12 protein-coding genes are annotated in these 17,733 nt (G+C 29.9%); 9 read left to right on the top strand and 3 right to left on the bottom strand.

All coding sequences use genetic code 11. The features are described from left to right. Nucleotides 1-5: 5 nt before the first annotated feature. Nucleotides 6-890, bottom strand: a complete 885-nt coding sequence (locus ABGT36_RS12045; protein WP_346678202.1) for a glycoside hydrolase family 25 protein — start codon at nt 888-890, stop codon at nt 6-8. Nucleotides 891-951: 61 nt separating this feature from the next. After that, on the bottom strand, nt 952-1,422 hold the full coding sequence (locus tag ABGT36_RS12040; RefSeq protein ID WP_346678200.1) for a DUF1003 domain-containing protein: 471 nt from the start codon (nt 1,420-1,422) through the stop codon (nt 952-954). A 309-nt stretch (nt 1,423-1,731) separates the two neighbouring features. On the opposite strand from ABGT36_RS12040, the gene carB (ABGT36_RS12035) reads away from it, so the two are divergent. From carB (ABGT36_RS12035) to carB (ABGT36_RS12005), 7 genes are all read left to right on the top strand, one after another. After that, nucleotides 1,732-4,950 (top strand): carbamoyl-phosphate synthase large subunit, encoded by a 3,219-nt coding sequence (gene carB / locus ABGT36_RS12035; RefSeq protein ID WP_346678198.1) that lies wholly within the window; start codon nt 1,732-1,734, stop codon nt 4,948-4,950. Nucleotides 4,951-5,194: 244 nt separating this feature from the next. Further along, nucleotides 5,195-5,764, top strand: coding sequence for a hypothetical protein (locus ABGT36_RS12030; protein WP_346678196.1), 570 nt, complete (start codon nt 5,195-5,197; stop codon nt 5,762-5,764). 107 nt (nt 5,765-5,871) lie between these two features. Continuing rightward, nucleotides 5,872-7,134, top strand: coding sequence for an IS21 family transposase (istA, locus tag ABGT36_RS12025; protein ID WP_346678114.1), 1,263 nt, complete (start codon nt 5,872-5,874; stop codon nt 7,132-7,134). Then, nucleotides 7,121-7,879: an IS21-like element helper ATPase IstB gene (gene istB, locus ABGT36_RS12020; RefSeq protein ID WP_087285701.1), complete on the top strand. Its 759-nt coding sequence runs from the start codon at nt 7,121-7,123 to the stop codon at nt 7,877-7,879. The genes istA and istB overlap by 14 nt, the downstream gene beginning before the upstream one ends. 157 nt (nt 7,880-8,036) lie before the next feature. Further along, the gene (locus ABGT36_RS12015; RefSeq protein WP_346678195.1) at nt 8,037-8,462 is read left to right on the top strand and encodes a hypothetical protein; all 426 of its coding nucleotides are present in this window, start codon (nt 8,037-8,039) and stop codon (nt 8,460-8,462) included. 334 nt (nt 8,463-8,796) lie between these two features. Next, nucleotides 8,797-9,867 (top strand): carbamoyl phosphate synthase small subunit, encoded by a 1,071-nt coding sequence (locus ABGT36_RS12010; protein ID WP_087374953.1) that lies wholly within the window; start codon nt 8,797-8,799, stop codon nt 9,865-9,867. A gap of 1 nt (nt 9,868) precedes the next feature. Beyond that, entirely contained in the window at nt 9,869-13,066 is a 3,198-nt protein-coding gene (gene carB / locus ABGT36_RS12005; RefSeq protein ID WP_087303347.1) for a carbamoyl-phosphate synthase large subunit, read from the top strand. 20 nt (nt 13,067-13,086) lie between these two features. Here carB (ABGT36_RS12005) and ABGT36_RS12000 read toward each other — a convergent pair whose 3' ends face one another. Continuing rightward, nucleotides 13,087-13,569 (bottom strand): QueT transporter family protein, encoded by a 483-nt coding sequence (locus ABGT36_RS12000; protein WP_087303348.1) that lies wholly within the window; start codon nt 13,567-13,569, stop codon nt 13,087-13,089. A 236-nt stretch (nt 13,570-13,805) separates the two neighbouring features. Between ABGT36_RS12000 and ABGT36_RS11995 the strand changes: the two genes are divergently transcribed. Together ABGT36_RS11995 and ABGT36_RS11990 are read left to right on the top strand one after the other, a co-directional pair. Beyond that, nucleotides 13,806-14,639 carry an AraC family transcriptional regulator gene (locus tag ABGT36_RS11995; RefSeq protein ID WP_087374949.1) on the top strand — a complete coding sequence of 278 codons (834 nt, stop codon included), beginning with the start codon at nt 13,806-13,808 and terminating at the stop codon, nt 14,637-14,639. Between the two features lie 77 nt (nt 14,640-14,716). Then, the gene (locus tag ABGT36_RS11990) at nt 14,717-17,530 is read left to right on the top strand and encodes a prolyl oligopeptidase family serine peptidase (RefSeq protein WP_346678192.1); all 2,814 of its coding nucleotides are present in this window, start codon (nt 14,717-14,719) and stop codon (nt 17,528-17,530) included. Nucleotides 17,531-17,733: the final 203 nt, after the last annotated feature.

The following is a 17,733-nucleotide window of genomic DNA, read 5'->3' as shown; positions in this document are numbered from 1 at the left end:
GGCTTTTACCAGTATTTATCAGTAATTAAGTTTAAATCAACGTTAGTATTAATACCTTTAACATTGCCAGTTTCACTATATTGCAGGATGCTAAAACCATCTTCTAAAACTTTATTATCATTATAACGAGCTTTCCATTTTATATAGTTATCTAATCTTGAATCTGTTAATTTAGTTGACCACCAGTGATGATTAGCATAAATTCCTTTTTTATTTTCATTTTGAATATTATCAAGAAAAGAAACAGCAACATTAGCTAATTGTTGATTTGAAAGATTACCTTGATATTCTTCATCCTCTAAGTCGATAAAAACACCTAATTCAGGAATACGACCATTTAATTTAGAGGTTACAAAATCAGCTTCTTTTTTTGCTTGGGTTTCATCACGAGCTAGTGAGTAATAATAAACACCATATGGTATTGATAACTGAATACATTGATTGATATTTTGTTCAAATAAAGGATCTTCTTTGATAGTTGTACCATCTGATAAAGAGGTATAGCCACATCTAATAATTACAAAATCAATTTCTTGTTTAGCTAATTGCAAATTAATGTTGCCATTCCATTTAGAAACATCAATACCAATGTATTGTCCTTCACTAGCTAGACGGTCGTTATGATTATAGATTGTAATACCACTGGTTATTAATGCTATTGATAATAATATAGTTATAATTTTAAGTAATTTTTGTTTCTTTTTATATTTTTTAAAAATAAAGGGCAGTATCGCCACTAACATTATTAGTAAAATGACGATACTGTGAATTATGTAAATGGCTAAATATTGTTTATAATAAAGTGATAATGAAAAAATAATGGCACTGATAGTAAAAAGAAACCATATTTTATGGAGACTTAAAATGGGTAACTTTTTTTTCTTTGTCATTAAAATCACCTCGATGACACAATTTTATCATACTGATTAAATATTGTCGAATTGATGATTGTTAATCTTGATTGTTCTTTTTTAATTCTTCGATAATTTCATCAAGTTTACTATGTAAATCTTGAATGATAATTTCAGTTTTTAGATTTACTTTATAATCATTTTCATTTCGTAAACGATCTTTTTGTTCTTGGCGGTTTTGTGACATCATAATTATTGGGGCCTGAATAGCAGCAACGCAAGATAAAATTAAATTTAATAAGATAAATGGATAGGGATCGATATTATTTTTAAAAATGAGATTAAAAATCATCCAGGCCGCCAATAAAATAATGAAAATAATTATAAAAGTCCAGCTTCCAGCAATTTTGGCTATTATATCTGCTAGTTTCTGCCCTTTAGTTGTACTGCTTTTATCAGGTAAGGAAACTGTTTTTTCTAAGACTAGATGAATGATCTCTTCATCGTCCATATCATCACGGACATTTTCTAAAATTTCGTTGATTATTTTTGTATGTGTTAGCTTTTTCATTGAATCACCTTAGTTATATTATTTACATTTAAATTTGTTTTAAACTAATGATTATTTAATGAAAAAAATGTTGAAATAAGGAGGAGTTATTATCGTGATAACTTATTTTAAAATTATTGAATAGTTGTTCTAGGTTATGTATACTGGAGTAGATAAAAAGTAAAAGGAGTGATAATGATGAAAAAAGTAATTTTAGCTATGTTTAATCATTTTCAATTCTTTTATATTTCTGTTTTTTAAATTAACATATCATTTTATTGATATGTTTTTTTGTGGGTAAGATAAAATTTATAGATGGAGGAATAAAAGATGCCAAAAAGAGAAGACATTAACACTGTATTAGTAATTGGTTCAGGACCAATCGTTATTGGTCAAGCATGTGAATTTGACTATTCAGGGACACAAGCATGTAAAGCATTAAGAAGTTTAGGTTATAAGATTGTTTTGGTAAACTCAAATCCAGCAACAATCATGACAGATCCGGAAACTGCTGATGTTACATACATTGAACCATTAAATGTAGAAAGATTAACACAAATCATTGAAAAAGAACGTCCAGATGCTTTACTTCCTAACTTAGGAGGACAATCTGCTTTAAATTTATGTTCTGAATTAAATGAAGCCGGAGTATTAGATAAGTATAACGTTAAAGTATTAGGGGTTCAAGTTGATGCAATTGAACGTGGTGAAGACCGTTTAGAATTCAAAAAAGAAATGGATAAATTAGGAATTGAAATGGCTCGTAGTGAAATTGCAACTACTGTCGATGAAGCATTAGCTATCGCTGATAAATTAGGTTACCCAGTTGTTGTTAGACCTGCTTATACAATGGGTGGAGCCGGAGGCGGTTTAGTTTATAATGTTGAAGAATTAAAAACTGTTGTTTCTAGAGGATTACAAGCTAGTTTAGTAAATCAATGTTTAATTGAAGAATCTATTTTAGGTTGGGAAGAATTAGAAGTTGAAGTTGTTCGTGATGCTAATAACAATATGATTACAGTATGTTTCATTGAAAACATTGACCCAATGGGAGTTCATACTGGAGATTCATTCTGTAGTGCACCAATGTTAACTGTACCTCAAGAAGTTCAAGATCGTTTAAAAGAACAAGCATTTAAAATTGTTGAATCAATTGGTGTAATTGGGGGAACTAATGTTCAATTTGCTCATGATCCAGTAAGTGATCGTATCGTAGTTATTGAAATTAACCCAAGAACTTCTCGTTCATCAGCTTTAGCAAGTAAGGCAACAGGATTCCCAATTGCTTTAGTATCAGCAATGTTGGCAGCGGGTCTTACAATGGAAGATATTCCATGTGGTAAATATGGAACATTAGATAAATATGTACCTGATGGAGATTATGTAGTTATTAAATTTGCACGTTGGGCATTTGAAAAATTCAAAGGTGCTGAAGATAAACTTGGTACTCAAATGAAAGCTGTTGGGGAAGTAATGAGTATTGGAAAAACATACAAAGAAGCTTTCCAAAAAGCAATTCGTTCTTTAGAAATCGGACGTTATGGTTTAGGTTATGCTAAAAACTTTAATGAATTATCAAAAGATGAGTTAATTAAATTATTAGCTAATCCTACTAGTGAAAGACAATTTATTATGTATGAAGCATTACGTAAAGGTGCTACTGTTGAAAAATTGCATGAACTAACACAAATCAAAACTTATTTCATTGAACAAATGAAAGAATTAGTTGAAGAAGAAGAAATGATTAAAACATACAAAGGTAAAGAATTACCAGTAGATGTTTTAAAACACGCTAAACAAAATGGTTTCTCTGATAGATATTTAAGCCAAATTTTAGATGAAGATGAAACAACAATTAGAGAATTACGTAAAGCTAATGGAATTAATCAAGCTTGGGAACCAGTCCATGTAAGTGGTACAAAAGATAGTTCATATTACTATTCAACTTATAATGCTGAAGATCATAGCGATATTCATCACGATAAACAAAAAGTTATGATTTTAGGTGGTGGACCTAACCGTATTGGTCAGGGTATCGAATTTGACTATTGCTGTGTTCATGCTTCTTTAGCGCTAAAAAAATTAGGGTTTGAAACTATTATTGTAAACTGTAACCCTGAAACTGTATCAACAGATTATGATACGTCAGATAAATTATATTTTGAACCTTTAACATTAGAAGATGTTTTAAGTATTCATGAAAAAGAAAAACCAGTTGGAGTTATCGCTCAATTTGGTGGACAAACACCACTTAATTTAGCAGCACAACTTAAAAAGAATGGTGTTAATATTTTAGGTACAACACCAGAAACTATTGATATGGCAGAAGACCGTGATTTATTCAATGAAATGATGGAAAAATTAGAAATTCCAATGCCAGAATCAGGAATGGCTGTTGATGTACATGAAGCATTAGAAATCGCTGCTAAAATTGGTTATCCATTAATGGTTAGACCTTCTTATGTATTAGGTGGTCGTGGTATGGAAGTAGTATACGATGATGATAGCTTAAAAGAATATATGGCTGCAGCTGTCGGAGTTACTCCAGATCGTCCAATCTTAATTGACCGTTTCTTAAACAATGCAATGGAATGCGAAGCAGATGCTATTAGTGATGGAGAAAATGTTTTCGTTCCAGCAGTAATGGAACATATCGAATTAGCTGGTATTCACTCTGGAGATTCAGCATGTATTTTACCATCTAAACATATTCCAATGCGTCATTTAGAAACAATTAAAGAATATACTAAAAAAATTGCAAAAGAAATGAATGTTCGTGGTTTAATGAATATGCAATATGCAATTGCTGATGATAAAGTATATGTTTTAGAAGCAAATCCAAGAGCTTCAAGAACAGTACCTTTAGTATCAAAAGTATGTAACATTAATATGGTTAAAATAGCTACTGATATTGTTACTTTAGATTTAACAGGACGTAAATCACCAGTACCTGAATTAAAAGAAAAGAAAATCCCACATGTTGGAGTTAAGGAAGCTGTATTCCCATTCAATATGTTCCCAGAAGTAGACCCTGTTTTAGGACCAGAAATGCGTTCAACAGGTGAAGTATTAGGAATTGCAAGCTCTTATGGTGCAGCATTATACAAAGCTGAAGAAGCTGCCAAAACTATTTTACCTACTGAAGGAAAAGTATTAATCAGTGTTAGTGATTTAGATAAACCACAAGTAGTTGAATTAGCTCAAGGATATTATGATGCTGGATTTACAATTGTTGCTACAAGTAATACATATAACTTAATTAAAGAAAATGGAATTCCAGCAGAAAAAATCAAGAAAATCTATGAAGGACGTCCAAATATATCAGATGCTTTAACAAATGGTGAATTAGCAATGATTATTAATACACCTAATGGAAAACAAAGTGCCCATGATGATAGTTATATTCGTAAATCAGCTATCAAGATGAAAATTCCTTATGTAACTAATATTGCAGCTGCTAAAGCTTCATTAGAAGGAATTATGGAAATGAAAATTCATGGTAGCCATGAAGTTAAATCATTACAAGAATATCATAAAGCAATTAAGTAATTGTAAAAAGGTGAAATCAATAAACTGATTTCACTTTTTTTTGTGTATATTTATCGTTTATAAAAATGAGATAATATATAGTATTTTATATGCTATAATATAACTGTCTTTAAAATAACTTTGGCATATTAAACAATAAAAATTATTTAAATATTATAGTAATGGAGTGTTAATATGAAATATGCCAATAAGATGTTTTTTAATAATCAAACTTATTTATCTTTAGTAACTGGTGGTGCTGTCTATGGATAATTACACAGCTACAGTTATTAATCAATCGATCATCAATAATGATTCTAAAAGTGTAAAGCTTGATGAAACCTGTAAAGTTCTTCTTAGTGATACCCAGATATTAGCACATATTTTAAAATATGTCGTTGATGAATTGCGTGATTTTACGATTGAGGAAATCCAGGAAATCATTCCAGCTAATATTAATCATGAACCGGTATTTCCAGGTAATCGAGTAGTTAAAACCAGTAATAATGAATCAATCATTCCTGGAGAAGGAATACTAAGATTTGATGTCCATTTTGAACTTGATGTTCCTAAAAGAAATAAACAGAAAGCTTGTAAGCTGCAGATCAATATCGAAGCTCAAAACAGTATCTATAATGATTATAAGATAGTAACAAGAGGGATAGCTTATACAAGCCGACTGATATCTAAGCAGTTTAAAACAGTAATTGATGGTGATAATTATCAAAAGATGCAAAAGACATATTCAATCTGGTTAATGCCTCAAGCACCATTAAAATACGATGGAACGATCAGGATATGTAGTCTACAAGAAAAGGTGGAATCAGGAATATAAAAGTTAAAATAAGATTACCCAAATTGTTGCAGATAAGTGGTTACACTTTGCATTAATCAGGGTAATCTTTTTTGATATAATTCTTTCCTGTAAAGGAGTGAATTATATTGAATACAGCAGTCATTAAAATAAATAATTTGGATCAGGCTTTAATGTTAAGCAGAGCCTATAAGGAAGGAGAAATTAAATTGAATATTTCTAAACTTGCAAGAGAATTAAACTGTAGCCGAAAAACACTAAGCAGAAGGCTAAACGGTATCGCACCTAAAAAAACAAGAAACAGAAAAAGATATTTAGATGATTATAAAGATCTTATATACAAATATTTGTGTGATGAACAGAGAAATTTTGATTATATCGATCATATTTATTATTTTATGAAACGTGAACATGGTATCACCTGTACACGTTCGACATTTTTCAGATACATTAAGGATAACGAAGAGCTCAATAGTAAATTTAAAAATAACAGAACCGATTCTTTTATCGAACGTTTTGAAACCAATCCTGGTCAACAGGCTCAGTTCGATATGAAAGAAAAAGTTAAACTTACAGATAAAAATGGCACGCAGACAGTAGTATATATTCCTACTCTGACTTTATCATGGTCAAGATATAATTACAGGCAGGTAATATTAAAACCTACAACTGATAACCTGTTAATATTTTTAGCCCAGGCATTTGAAGAAATCGGTGGTGTTCCTAAAGAACTGGTCATTGACAATCTTAAAGCATTTGTAGAAAAGCCTCGTAAATCAGCTGATGATAAAGCTTTATTAAACAGTAAATTTGAAGAATTCTGTAAAGATTATGGAATAACACCTATGCCATGTATGCCATATAGACCTCAAACCAAAGGAAAAACTGAGACACAAAATAAGATAGTGGATCAGCTTAAAAATTATAACGGTTATTATAGCGGATTATCTGATATACATGACAAACTGGAAATAATCAATAACGAGGATAATGAACGTTCCTCACAGGCAACAAGGCTTCCTAGAAATTTTCTTTTAGAAAAAGAAAAAGGTGATCTGCTTCCGTTACCCAGCAAAGAAATCAGAAGCAGGTATCACCTTAAATTAAATGAAGTCTATGTTACAAATGAATCACTATTCCAGTATAAATACAATAAATATTCCCTACCACAAGAATATATTGGAAAACGTGTCGGACTAGTGGTCCAAAACAAAGAACTTCTTATATATTATAACGGAAAAATTATTGAAAAACATCCTATTACTAATAATAAATTTAATATAAAAGAAGAACATGAACTTTATTATAAGAAAACAGATAAGCAGGCAGTTAAAGAAAGCAATCAAATAATATTAAAAGAACTGGAGAATATAATTTATGACAATGACTAATGATGTACTGGAACAATTGAATTATTTAAAACTGAAATCAGCATATTCATATTTAAATTCATTAGTAATGAATAATGAAATAGCTGAAGAAGAACTGCATGTAATGCATAAGATACTGAATAAGGAAGTGATAGCTAAAGAGGAGAATAACAGACTTTATAATGTAAAAGTAGCAGCATTTCCTTTTCTAAGAAAAGTTGATGATTATGATTTTAATTTTCAGCCAGGTATAAAAGAAGAAAAAATAAGATCCATTATTGAATCAGATTTTTATGAAAATGCTACAAATATCGTATTTGTAGGTAACCCTGGTACTGGAAAAACACATTTGGCAATAGCAATTGCATATACAGTAGCTATAAGAAGAAATAGTGTATATTTTATTAAATTTAATAAATTAATCAATATACTAAGACAGGCATATAATGAGGGGACATTAGAAAGAAAACTAAGACTCTTTTATAAGTATAAGCTGCTAGTCATTGATGAAGTTGGATTTAATGAAATAACACCACTGGAAGCTAAATTATTTTTTCAATTGATTGATTTAAGATATACTAAACGATCTACTATTTTTACAAGCAATATTTCATTTGATAAATGGCCACAGATATTAGGAAATGATGAAATGATAACTAAAGCCATATTAGATAGGATTCTTCATTATTCATATTTATTTAATATCACAGGTCCATCTTATCGAATCAAAGATAAATTAAATCCTAAAAAAACTGAGAACACTTAATTGCAACAAATTGGTCAAATTATCTTGACTTTTATAAGGAATACCGTTAAAAGAAAAAGAAGCCTATGATAAGATCAAGATAGCAACGATCTATACAAGCAGTAAACATGAAATAAGCCAAAAATATGAACAGAATGATGAATTATTAAGAGTGGTGATGTTACTGTTTGGAATGAGTGGAAGAAGTGTTCAAGAGATAAGGGGAATTTTAGAAAAAGAATATGGTTTTAAAATGAGTGATAAACTAAAGAAAGGAGTTGAAAATATGTGTAACTTAGCGCAAGGATTAATAATAGAAAATAGAGCAGCTGGAAGAATGGAAGGAATATTAGTAGGAAAAAAAGAGGGTTTATTAGAAGGTCGAGCTGAAGAAAAATATGAGATATTAATAAATCTGTTAGAACAAACTGATATTTCATTAAAGAAGATAATGAAGATAGTAGGGTTGGTAAAAAAAGAAGAGGTTAAGGAAATGACAGATAGACTAATAGAAGATTTAACTTTAAAAGAAGGATATATAAATGGAAAACCAACTACTATAACAATAGAAAGAATAGTTAGTGAAAAAGATGAGGTAGTCTAGTAATATGGACTAGCTCTTTTTTTGTTTAAATAAATCTATTTTATTTGATTAAATGTCTATTTTTTGGCGATAATTATTGATGATAATGAATTATAGATGTTATCGATTATTTTAAAGGTAGTAAATTTACATCACGATAATAAAAAAGTGTAAAAAGAACTTGAATATTTAATAGATTTCTACTATACTATACAAGAAAAGAAAGGGATGAGGCGTATGTTAGGATTTGTATTAAAAAAAATTGATAGCTTTATGGTCTCATTTTTTATATTTGGTTAGTGAACATATCAGTTTTTATTGATATGTTTTTTTTAAGGATTCAAGGAGGATAAAGATGAAAGCTTACTTAATTTTAGAAGATGGCAGTATATTTGAAGGTGAAAGTATTGGTGCAATTAAAGAAGTAGTCAGTGAGTTCGTATTTAATACATCAATGACAGGATATCTAGAAGTTTTAACTGATCCTTCTTATGCTGGACAATCAGTTGTTATGACTTATCCATTAATTGGTAATTATGGAGTATGTTTAGAAGATCAAGAATCAAAAAAGCCTTTTGTAGAAGGGTTTGTTGTTAATGAATTATCACGTTTAGGAAGTAATTTCCGTAAAGATATGGATTTAGAAGAGTATTTGAAATTACATAATATTCCTGGAATTCAAGGTATTGACACTCGTAACCTTACAAAGATTATTAGAAATAAAGGTTGTATGAATGGAATGATTACAACAGTTAAATATGATAATCTTGATGAAGTTATGCAAAGAATCCATGCTTTTAAAGTTACTGGTGTAGTAGAAAAGACAACTTGTAAAGAAACATATCAAGTAGGTAATGGTGATAAAAAAGTTGCTTTAATGGATTATGGAGCTAAAGCAAATATTGCTAAAAGTTTAGCTAAACGTGGTTTAGAAGTAACTGTATTTCCTGCTAGTACACCTGCAAGTGTGATCTTAGAAGGAAATTATGATGGAATTATGCTTTCTAATGGTCCTGGTGATCCAGAAGAAAATACTGAAATTATTGAACAAATTAAAATTTTAGCTAAAAGTGATACACCTATTTTTGCGATTTGTTTAGGACATCAGTTAATGGCTTTAGCACATGGTTTTAAAACAGAAAAAATGAAATATGGACATCATGGTGCTAATCATCCAGTAAAAAATTTAGATACTGATCGAGTTTATATTTCAACACAAAACCATAACTATGTAATTAAAGAAGATTCAATTGATCCTGAAGTTGCAAAACCATGGTTTGTAAATGTTAATGATAAGACAATTGAAGGAGTAGAATATTTAAATAAAAATATTAAAACTGTTCAATTTCACCCTGAAGCATGTGCTGGTCCTTTAGATACCGATGCTTTATTTGATGAGTTTATTAAAATGATGGAGGTAAAGTAAGATGCCAAAAGATAGTAGAATAAAAAAAGTATTAGTAATTGGTTCAGGACCAATTATCATTGGTCAAGCAGCAGAATTTGATTATGCTGGGACACAGGCTTGTCGAGCTTTAAAAGAAGAAGGAATCGAAGTAGTTTTAATTAACTCAAATCCAGCAACGATCATGACTGATAAAGATATTGCTGATCGTGTTTATATTGAACCATTAACAGTACCAGTAGTAAAAAATTTAATTATAAAAGAAAAACCAGATAGTATTTTACCTACTTTAGGTGGTCAAAATGCTTTAAATATTGCCATGGCTTTGGCTGATGAAGGCTTTTTAGATAAGCATAATGTAAGAACAATCGGAACATCTACTAATACAATTAAATTAGCAGAAGACCGTTTAGAATTTAAAAACCTAATGGAAAAAATTGGAGAACCATGTGCAGCTAGCTTAGTTGTTAATCATGTTGATGATGCATTAGAATTTGCAAGAAAAATTGGTTATCCGGTTGTTGTTAGACCAGCATACACATTAGGTGGAACTGGTGGCGGTATCGCTCATAATGAAACTCAACTTCATGATATTTGTTCTAATGGTCTAAGATTATCACGAGTTAATCAATGTTTAATTGAACGTTGTATTGCTGGATGGAAAGAAATTGAATATGAAGTAATGCGTGATAGTGCTGGAAACTGCATTACTGTATGTAACATGGAAAACGTTGATCCAGTTGGGGTACATACTGGTGATAGTATTGTCGTTGCTCCTAGTCAAACATTAGGGGATAAAGAATATCAAATGTTACGTTCATCAGCATTAAATATTATTACAGCATTAAATATTGAAGGTGGCTGCAATGTACAATTTGCCTTACATCCTGAAAGTTTTGAATATTGCGTAATCGAAGTAAACCCACGTGTTAGCCGTTCATCAGCTTTAGCTAGTAAAGCCACTGGTTATCCAATTGCTAAATTAGCAGCAAAAATTGCTCTTGGTTATACTTTAGATGAAATTGTTAATGCGGTAACTGGTAAAACATATGCATCTTATGAACCAACATTAGATTATATTGTTTGTAAGATTCCTAAATGGCCATTTGATAAATTTGTTGATGCATCAAGGGAATTAGGTACTCAAATGAAAGCAACTGGTGAAGTTATGAGTATTTGTAATAATTTTGAAGGAGCGTTAATGAAAGCATTACGTTCATTAGAACAAAATGTATATTATCTTCATTTAGATGAACTTGAAGGTAAAGATGAAGAGTTTTTAATGAAACAATTAGAAGTTGTTGATGATCATCGATTATTTGTTATTGCTGAGGCTTTAAGACAAGGAATTAGTGAACAAATTATTCATAATATTACTAAAATTGATATTTGGTTTATTGATAAAATTAAACATTTAATTGAAGTTGAAAATCAATTGAAAAATGAAGAATTAACAGTTGATTTATTAAAAACTGCTAAACGATTAGAGTATCCTAATCATGTAATTGCTAAATTAACTGGTAAAACTGTTGATGAAGTAAAACAAATGTGCAAGGAAAATAATATTCATGCAGTTTATAAAATAGTAGATACTTGTGCAGCTGAATTTGATGCTTCAACACCATATTATTATTCAGTTTATGGTGGAGTAAATGAAGTTGATCCTCGTGATGATAAAAAGAAAATTATGGTATTAGGATCAGGACCAATTAGAATTGGTCAAGGAATTGAGTTTGATTATTGTTCAGTTCATTGTGTATGGGCTTTAAAAGAAGCTGGTTATGATACAATTATTGTCAACAATAACCCAGAAACTGTAAGTACTGATTTTGATATCGCTGATCGTTTATATTTTGAACCATTAACACCAGAAGATGTTGAAAATATTGTTGATATTGAAAAACCTGATGGAGCAATTGTTCAATTTGGTGGACAAACAGCAATTAAACTTACTAAAGCATTAATGGAAATGGGTGTTAAAATTTTAGGTACTTCAGCTGATGATGTAGATGCTGCTGAAGATAGAGAAAGATTTGATGAAATTCTAGAAAAATGTCATATTGATCGTCCTCGTGGTTCAACAGTATTTACAGTTGAAGAAGCTTTAGAGGTAGCTAATAAATTAAAATATCCAGTTTTAGTTAGACCATCATATGTATTAGGTGGTGCTGGTATGGAAATTTGTTTGAATGATGGTGACGTTAAAAAATTCATGGAAATTATTAACCGTCAATATCAAGAACATCCAATTTTAATTGATAAATATTTATCTGGTAAAGAAGTAGAAGTTGATGCTATTTGTGATGAACATGGTGTTTTAATTCCAGGAATTATGGAACACGTAGAAAGAGCAGGAGTTCACTCTGGAGATAGTATTTCAGTTTATCCTTCTCAAAAAATCAAAGATCACATTAAAGATACAATTGTTGAATATACAAAACGTTTAGCTAAAGCATTAAACGTTATTGGATTAATTAATATTCAATTTATTGTTTATGAAGATCAAGTATATGTAATTGAAGTAAATCCACGTTCAAGTAGAACAATACCATATATTTCTAAAGTAACTGATATTCCTGTTGTTGATGTGGCTACTCATGTAATTATGGGTAAATCAATTGGTGAACAAGGATATGAATATGGATTAGCTCCTGAAAAACAAACAGTAGCTGTTAAAATGCCAGTATTCTCATTTGAAAAAATTAAAGGTGCTGAAATTAGTTTAGGACCTGAAATGAAATCAACTGGTGAAGTTTTAGGAATTTCTACAGATTATGATGAAGCTATTTATAAAGCATTTATCGGTAGCGGAATTAATTTACCAAAGAAAAAGAATATTATTTGTACAATCAAAGATTCAGCTAAAGATGAATTTTTACCAATTGCAAAACAATATTATATGTTTGGATATGATTTATATGCAACAGAAGGTACTTATAATTTCTTAAAAGAAAACAATATTCCTGTAAATTTAGTTAATCGTATTGATGCAAAATCTAATACTATGTTTGATTTAATGTTAACTGATACTGTAGATTTAGTTATTGATATTCCAACTAGAAATAATAACTTAAAAGATGGTTTCTTAATTAGAAGATTTGCAGTTGAAGCAGGTATTCCAATCTTTACATCATTAGATACAGCTCAAGCATTGATTACTAGTTTAGAAAAACGTCATAAAGGCGATACAACATTAGTGGATATTACAAGATTGAAATAATAAAAAGACCGTTGGTGAACTTACTTTAAAGCAAGTAAGTTCATTAAACGGTCGTTTTTTTCTAATGTTTTAAAAACCAAAGCCCCAATTACTAATACTATTAACTCACCGATTGCTACATAGCAGGCATTAATTAAATATGGAATCTGGTAAGCATACCATAATTCACCGCCAATAATAACCCCAGTGATTACTGCTCCTAAAAAAGCAGCTAAATAACGATTCTTCGCAAAATACATCGCAATACATACAATTAATGTACTGATTGATCCAAAGACGATGTCTAACATTCCTAATGGTGAAAATAAATTAGCTAAAATACAACCAATAGTTAAACCAGGAATATAGCGATAATTATAAAACGCTAGAAACACCATTATCTCTGATAATCTAAATTGAATTTGCGAATATGCGATGGGTGAGATTACTAAAGTGAGTGCAGCGTAAACCCCAGCAATCATCGCATTGATAACAACTAGTTTTACTGAAATACCTTTTTTCATATAAATTAACCTTTCTTAGTATTATTTTCACTTATATGTCACCTCATTGAAAACATTGACTATTATAATAGATTTATTATTAATTTACTAGTAAATATATTAAGAATTTTCAATGCTAATTATATATGGCTAAATAAATTTTATTTATATTTAAAATAAACGTTAATTATTTACCTTTTATTTCCAAATATTCTTTTAATATGCTAATATTATTAAGAAGGGATGGGGTTTATTATATGCCAGAGCGAGTAGTAGTTAGAAAACATGAAAAAGTTGAATATGCAAATAATAGTTTTTTTACTTTTAGTCATAATTATTATAATCAAGATTATTGTTTTGAATCTCATTGGCATAATAGTATTGAAATCACTTATGTTGTTAAGGGTGAAAAAATACAAAGGATGGAAAATGAAGAAATTGTGGCTAAAACAGGAACCTTATTGTTAGTAAATTCTGGTGTTAGTCATGATATTGATGTAAAAAAAGGAATTGAGGGTATAGTTTTATTAATTGATCGTAAATTTATTAATCATGTTTGTCCTAATGCGATTGGTAAAAGGTTTGATTTAGAAAAAAATTTAGAAGTTAAACAAAAAATTATTAATATATTACTTAAAATTTATAGAAATGAGAGTCAAGAAAACAATTTAATTGATACATATATTGATATATTAATAATCATTGATTTACTAACTAAGTATCTAATAGATGATAAATATTATATTCAAGAAAAGCATGATGATGAGTTATATGAATTAGTTATTGAGGTAATTAATTATATTGATAAAAATTATAAACAAAAGATAAGTTTAAATGAACTTGCTGCTTTAACAAATTATAACAAGTCGTATTTATCGACTGTTTTTAAAAAGAAAATGGGGATAAGTATTTTTGAATATATAAAAAATGTTCGTATTCAGCATTGTTTAGATGATTTAAAATATAGTGATGAATCAATTGTTGATATTGCTTTAAATAATGGTTTTCCAAATATTCAAGCTTTTAATCGGACTTTCAAAGAACTATTTCAGATGACACCTAAACAATATCGGAAAAAAACTAGAAAATGATTAAGATTGTTCTAGAAAAATGACAATTTTAATTATTTTTTTCATGATAGAATCTTTATCAAGAAAGGAAGGATAGAATGAAAAAAATGAAGAAATTATTTACAGTAATCGTAAGTTTAGCATTAGCTATATCTACATACTGTACACCATTATTTGCGGTTGAAAGCAATGAAAGTTATCCGGTTCAATTATATGGTGAAGTAACTGATGCTGGTCAAGTTATTTCTAAAATGGTAATTGATTATGGTGAAACTCATAAGGTTAGAGGAGTAACAACGGAGACATTCAAAGTTCATGTTAATGGAACAAATCCTGAAGAGTATAATGTTCCTGAAAATGAGATAAGCTACAATGCAAAAGAATACGATAGAAAAATCGTTAAAGTAGAGACTGAAGGTCAATATGTAACTGTGTATTTTGATATGTCCGAGGGTTCTACGTTAACTTATTTACAAAACGGAGGACGAAATATACCGTTAGATTTAGAGTATACGATTACTCAGATTAATCCTCTTACATTGACATCTGCTGATGGCAGAGAGTTAGATACTAATTGGATTGGAAATTATACATGTGATAATACAGTTAAAGATGAAGAAACATCAAAATTCCAATCTATTATTGTTGATGGTGGAATTAACTATCAATATTATGATGCCTCAAAAGGTGATTCATTAGTTGTCTGGTTCCATGGTAATGGTGAAGGAGATTATCATAGTTCAAATAATAATGTTGCTCAAATGTTAGGAAATAGAGGAACTGTTGCCTGGGCAACTGATGAAGCACAAAATATCTTTGGTGGTGCAGATGTAATGGCATTCCAAGCACCAGATACATGGTATTATGCACAACGTGATGGATTATTAGAAAAAGCATATAATGAAATCCAGGAAGTAATTAAAACAAAAGGAATAGATCCAGATAAAGTATATGTATCAGGATGCTCAGCAGGTGGATACATGACAACAAGAATGTTAATTGCTTATCCAGATTTATTTAAAGCAGCAATGATCAACTGTCCGGCTTTAGATGTAGCAAGTGAACGTGGTGGACAAACACCAACAGATGAAGAATTAGCATCATTGAAAAATTCAGATACAGCAATCTGGCTAGTACAAGGGGAAACAGATAGTTCAGTAGCAACAGATGAATGTTCTAAGAGAATGTTTAGTATTCTAACAGAAGGACGTACTGATATTGTTACTTCAAATCATAGTCAAAGTATTGCATCAGATTTCACAACTTATGAAACAAGTGATAACAAATATAAATTATCATTATATGAAACTACTGATGATGATAAATTAATGTTTGCAGAAGATTATGATCAAGACGGAGTAGAAACATTAGTAGAATATAGTAATCACTGGTCATGGATTTATACATTAAATAATAATCCACAAGATAGTGATGGAACTCATATCTGGCAATGGGCTGCTAATTATGTTGAAGAAGAAGCTAAAGATATTTATCCAGTTGAATTACATACTGAAGTAACTGATGCAGGTCAAGTTGTATCTAAAATGGTAATTGACTATGGTTCTAGTTATAAAGTAAGTGGTGTAACAAAAGATACATTTATTGTTCATGCAAAAGCTTCTACTGAAGCAATTCGCGAAGGAACTGATTTAACAGCTGGTGATTATGATATTGATCGTAAAATTGTTAAGGTAGAAACTGATGGTCAATATGTAACTGTATATTTTGATATGTCAGAAGGTGCTACTTTATCTTATTTGAGTGCTGGTAGAAATTATCCTGCTGATTTAACTTATACGGTAATTCAAAATAGTCCTATTACTTTAACTGCTGCAGATGGAAGAGTAATTGATGATATGTATTCAGCAATTTATACTGCGGATACTTCAAATATGATTGATAAAGAAACATCAAAATTCCAATCAGTTATTGTTGATGGCGGAATTAACTATCAATATTATGATGCTCAAGAAGGAGATTCATTAATTGTCTGGTTCCATGGAAACGGTGAAGGAGATTATAATAATTCTCAAAATAATGTTGCTCAAATGTTAGGAAATAGAGGAACTGTTGCCTGGGCAACTGATGAAGCACAAGATATCTTTGGTGGTGCAGATGTAATGGCATTCCAAGCACCAGATACATGGTATTATGCACAACGCGATGGTTTATTAGAAAAAGCATATAATGAAATCCAGGAAATAATTACAACAAAAGGAATAGATCCAGATAAAGTATATGTATCAGGATGCTCAGCAGGTGGATACATGACAACAAGAATGTTAATTGCTTATCCAGATTTATTTAAAGCAGCAATGATCAACTGTCCGGCTTTAGATGTAGCAAGTGAACGTGGTGGACAAACACCAACAGATGAAGAATTAGCATCATTGAAAAATTCAGATACAGCAATCTGGCTAGTACAAGGGGAAACAGATAGTTCAGTAGCAACAGATGAATGTTCTAAGAGAATGTTTAGTATTCTAACAGAAGGACGTACTGATATTGTTACTTCAAATCATAGTCAAAGTATTGCATCAGATTTCACAACTTATGAAACAAGTGATAACAAATATAAATTATCATTATATGAAACTACTGATGATGATAAATTAATGTTTGCAGAAGATTATGATCAAGACGGAGTAGAAACATTAGTAGAATATAGTAATCACTGGTCATGGATTTATACATTAAATAATAATCCACAAGATAGTGATGGAACTCATATCTGGCAATGGGCTGCTAATTATCAACCAGCTCAAACAACTACAAAACCTGATACTCCTGTTGATACTAATAAACCAGCTAATTCAGTTAAAACTGGTGATGATGCTGACTTAATGTTATTAGGTGGACTTGTAGCTTTATCTGTATTAGGAACAGTTGCAGTAAGAAGAAAATATAATTAATTTAATTGGCTAAAGATTAGGTAATTTGAATAATCAGTTACCTGATCTTTTTTTGTTTAAAGATTGAAACAAAGAGGTAATAAGTTGTTAGAAAAATAACTATATACTTATATAATTAATATAAGAATTTCTTTAAAAAGTGAATGTAATAAAATGCTAAAATTAAATAATCCATATTTATACTTTATTATTAATAGTTAAAA

The sequence above is a fragment of the Erysipelatoclostridium sp. An173 genome (assembly GCF_963931465.1).
In the GTDB taxonomy this organism is placed as follows: Bacteria; Bacillota_I; Bacilli_A; order Erysipelotrichales; family Coprobacillaceae; genus Thomasclavelia; species Thomasclavelia merdavium.
The sequence above is the reverse complement of the archived record's forward strand: the minus strand, read 5'-3'. Positions and strand labels throughout refer to the sequence as shown.

Bases quoted from the DNA above. Each gene is read 5' to 3' on its own strand.
- ABGT36_RS11990 (WP_346678192.1), top strand. From the start codon at position 14,717: ATGAAAAAAATGAAGAAATTATTTACAGTAATCGTAAGTTTAGCATTA.
- ABGT36_RS12045 (WP_346678202.1), bottom strand. From the start codon at position 890: ATGACAAAGAAAAAAAAGTTACCCATTTTAAGTCTCCATAAAATATGG.
- istB (WP_087285701.1), top strand. From the start codon at position 7,121: ATGACAATGACTAATGATGTACTGGAACAATTGAATTATTTAAAACTG.
- carB (WP_087303347.1), top strand. From the start codon at position 9,869: ATGCCAAAAGATAGTAGAATAAAAAAAGTATTAGTAATTGGTTCAGGA.
- ABGT36_RS12040 (WP_346678200.1), bottom strand. From the start codon at position 1,422: ATGAAAAAGCTAACACATACAAAAATAATCAACGAAATTTTAGAAAAT.
- ABGT36_RS12010 (WP_087374953.1), top strand. From the start codon at position 8,797: ATGAAAGCTTACTTAATTTTAGAAGATGGCAGTATATTTGAAGGTGAA.
- ABGT36_RS12030 (WP_346678196.1), top strand. From the start codon at position 5,195: ATGGATAATTACACAGCTACAGTTATTAATCAATCGATCATCAATAAT.
- ABGT36_RS12000 (WP_087303348.1), bottom strand. From the start codon at position 13,569: ATGAAAAAAGGTATTTCAGTAAAACTAGTTGTTATCAATGCGATGATT.
- ABGT36_RS12015 (WP_346678195.1), top strand. From the start codon at position 8,037: ATGTTACTGTTTGGAATGAGTGGAAGAAGTGTTCAAGAGATAAGGGGA.
- ABGT36_RS11995 (WP_087374949.1), top strand. From the start codon at position 13,806: ATGCCAGAGCGAGTAGTAGTTAGAAAACATGAAAAAGTTGAATATGCA.
- carB (WP_346678198.1), top strand. From the start codon at position 1,732: ATGCCAAAAAGAGAAGACATTAACACTGTATTAGTAATTGGTTCAGGA.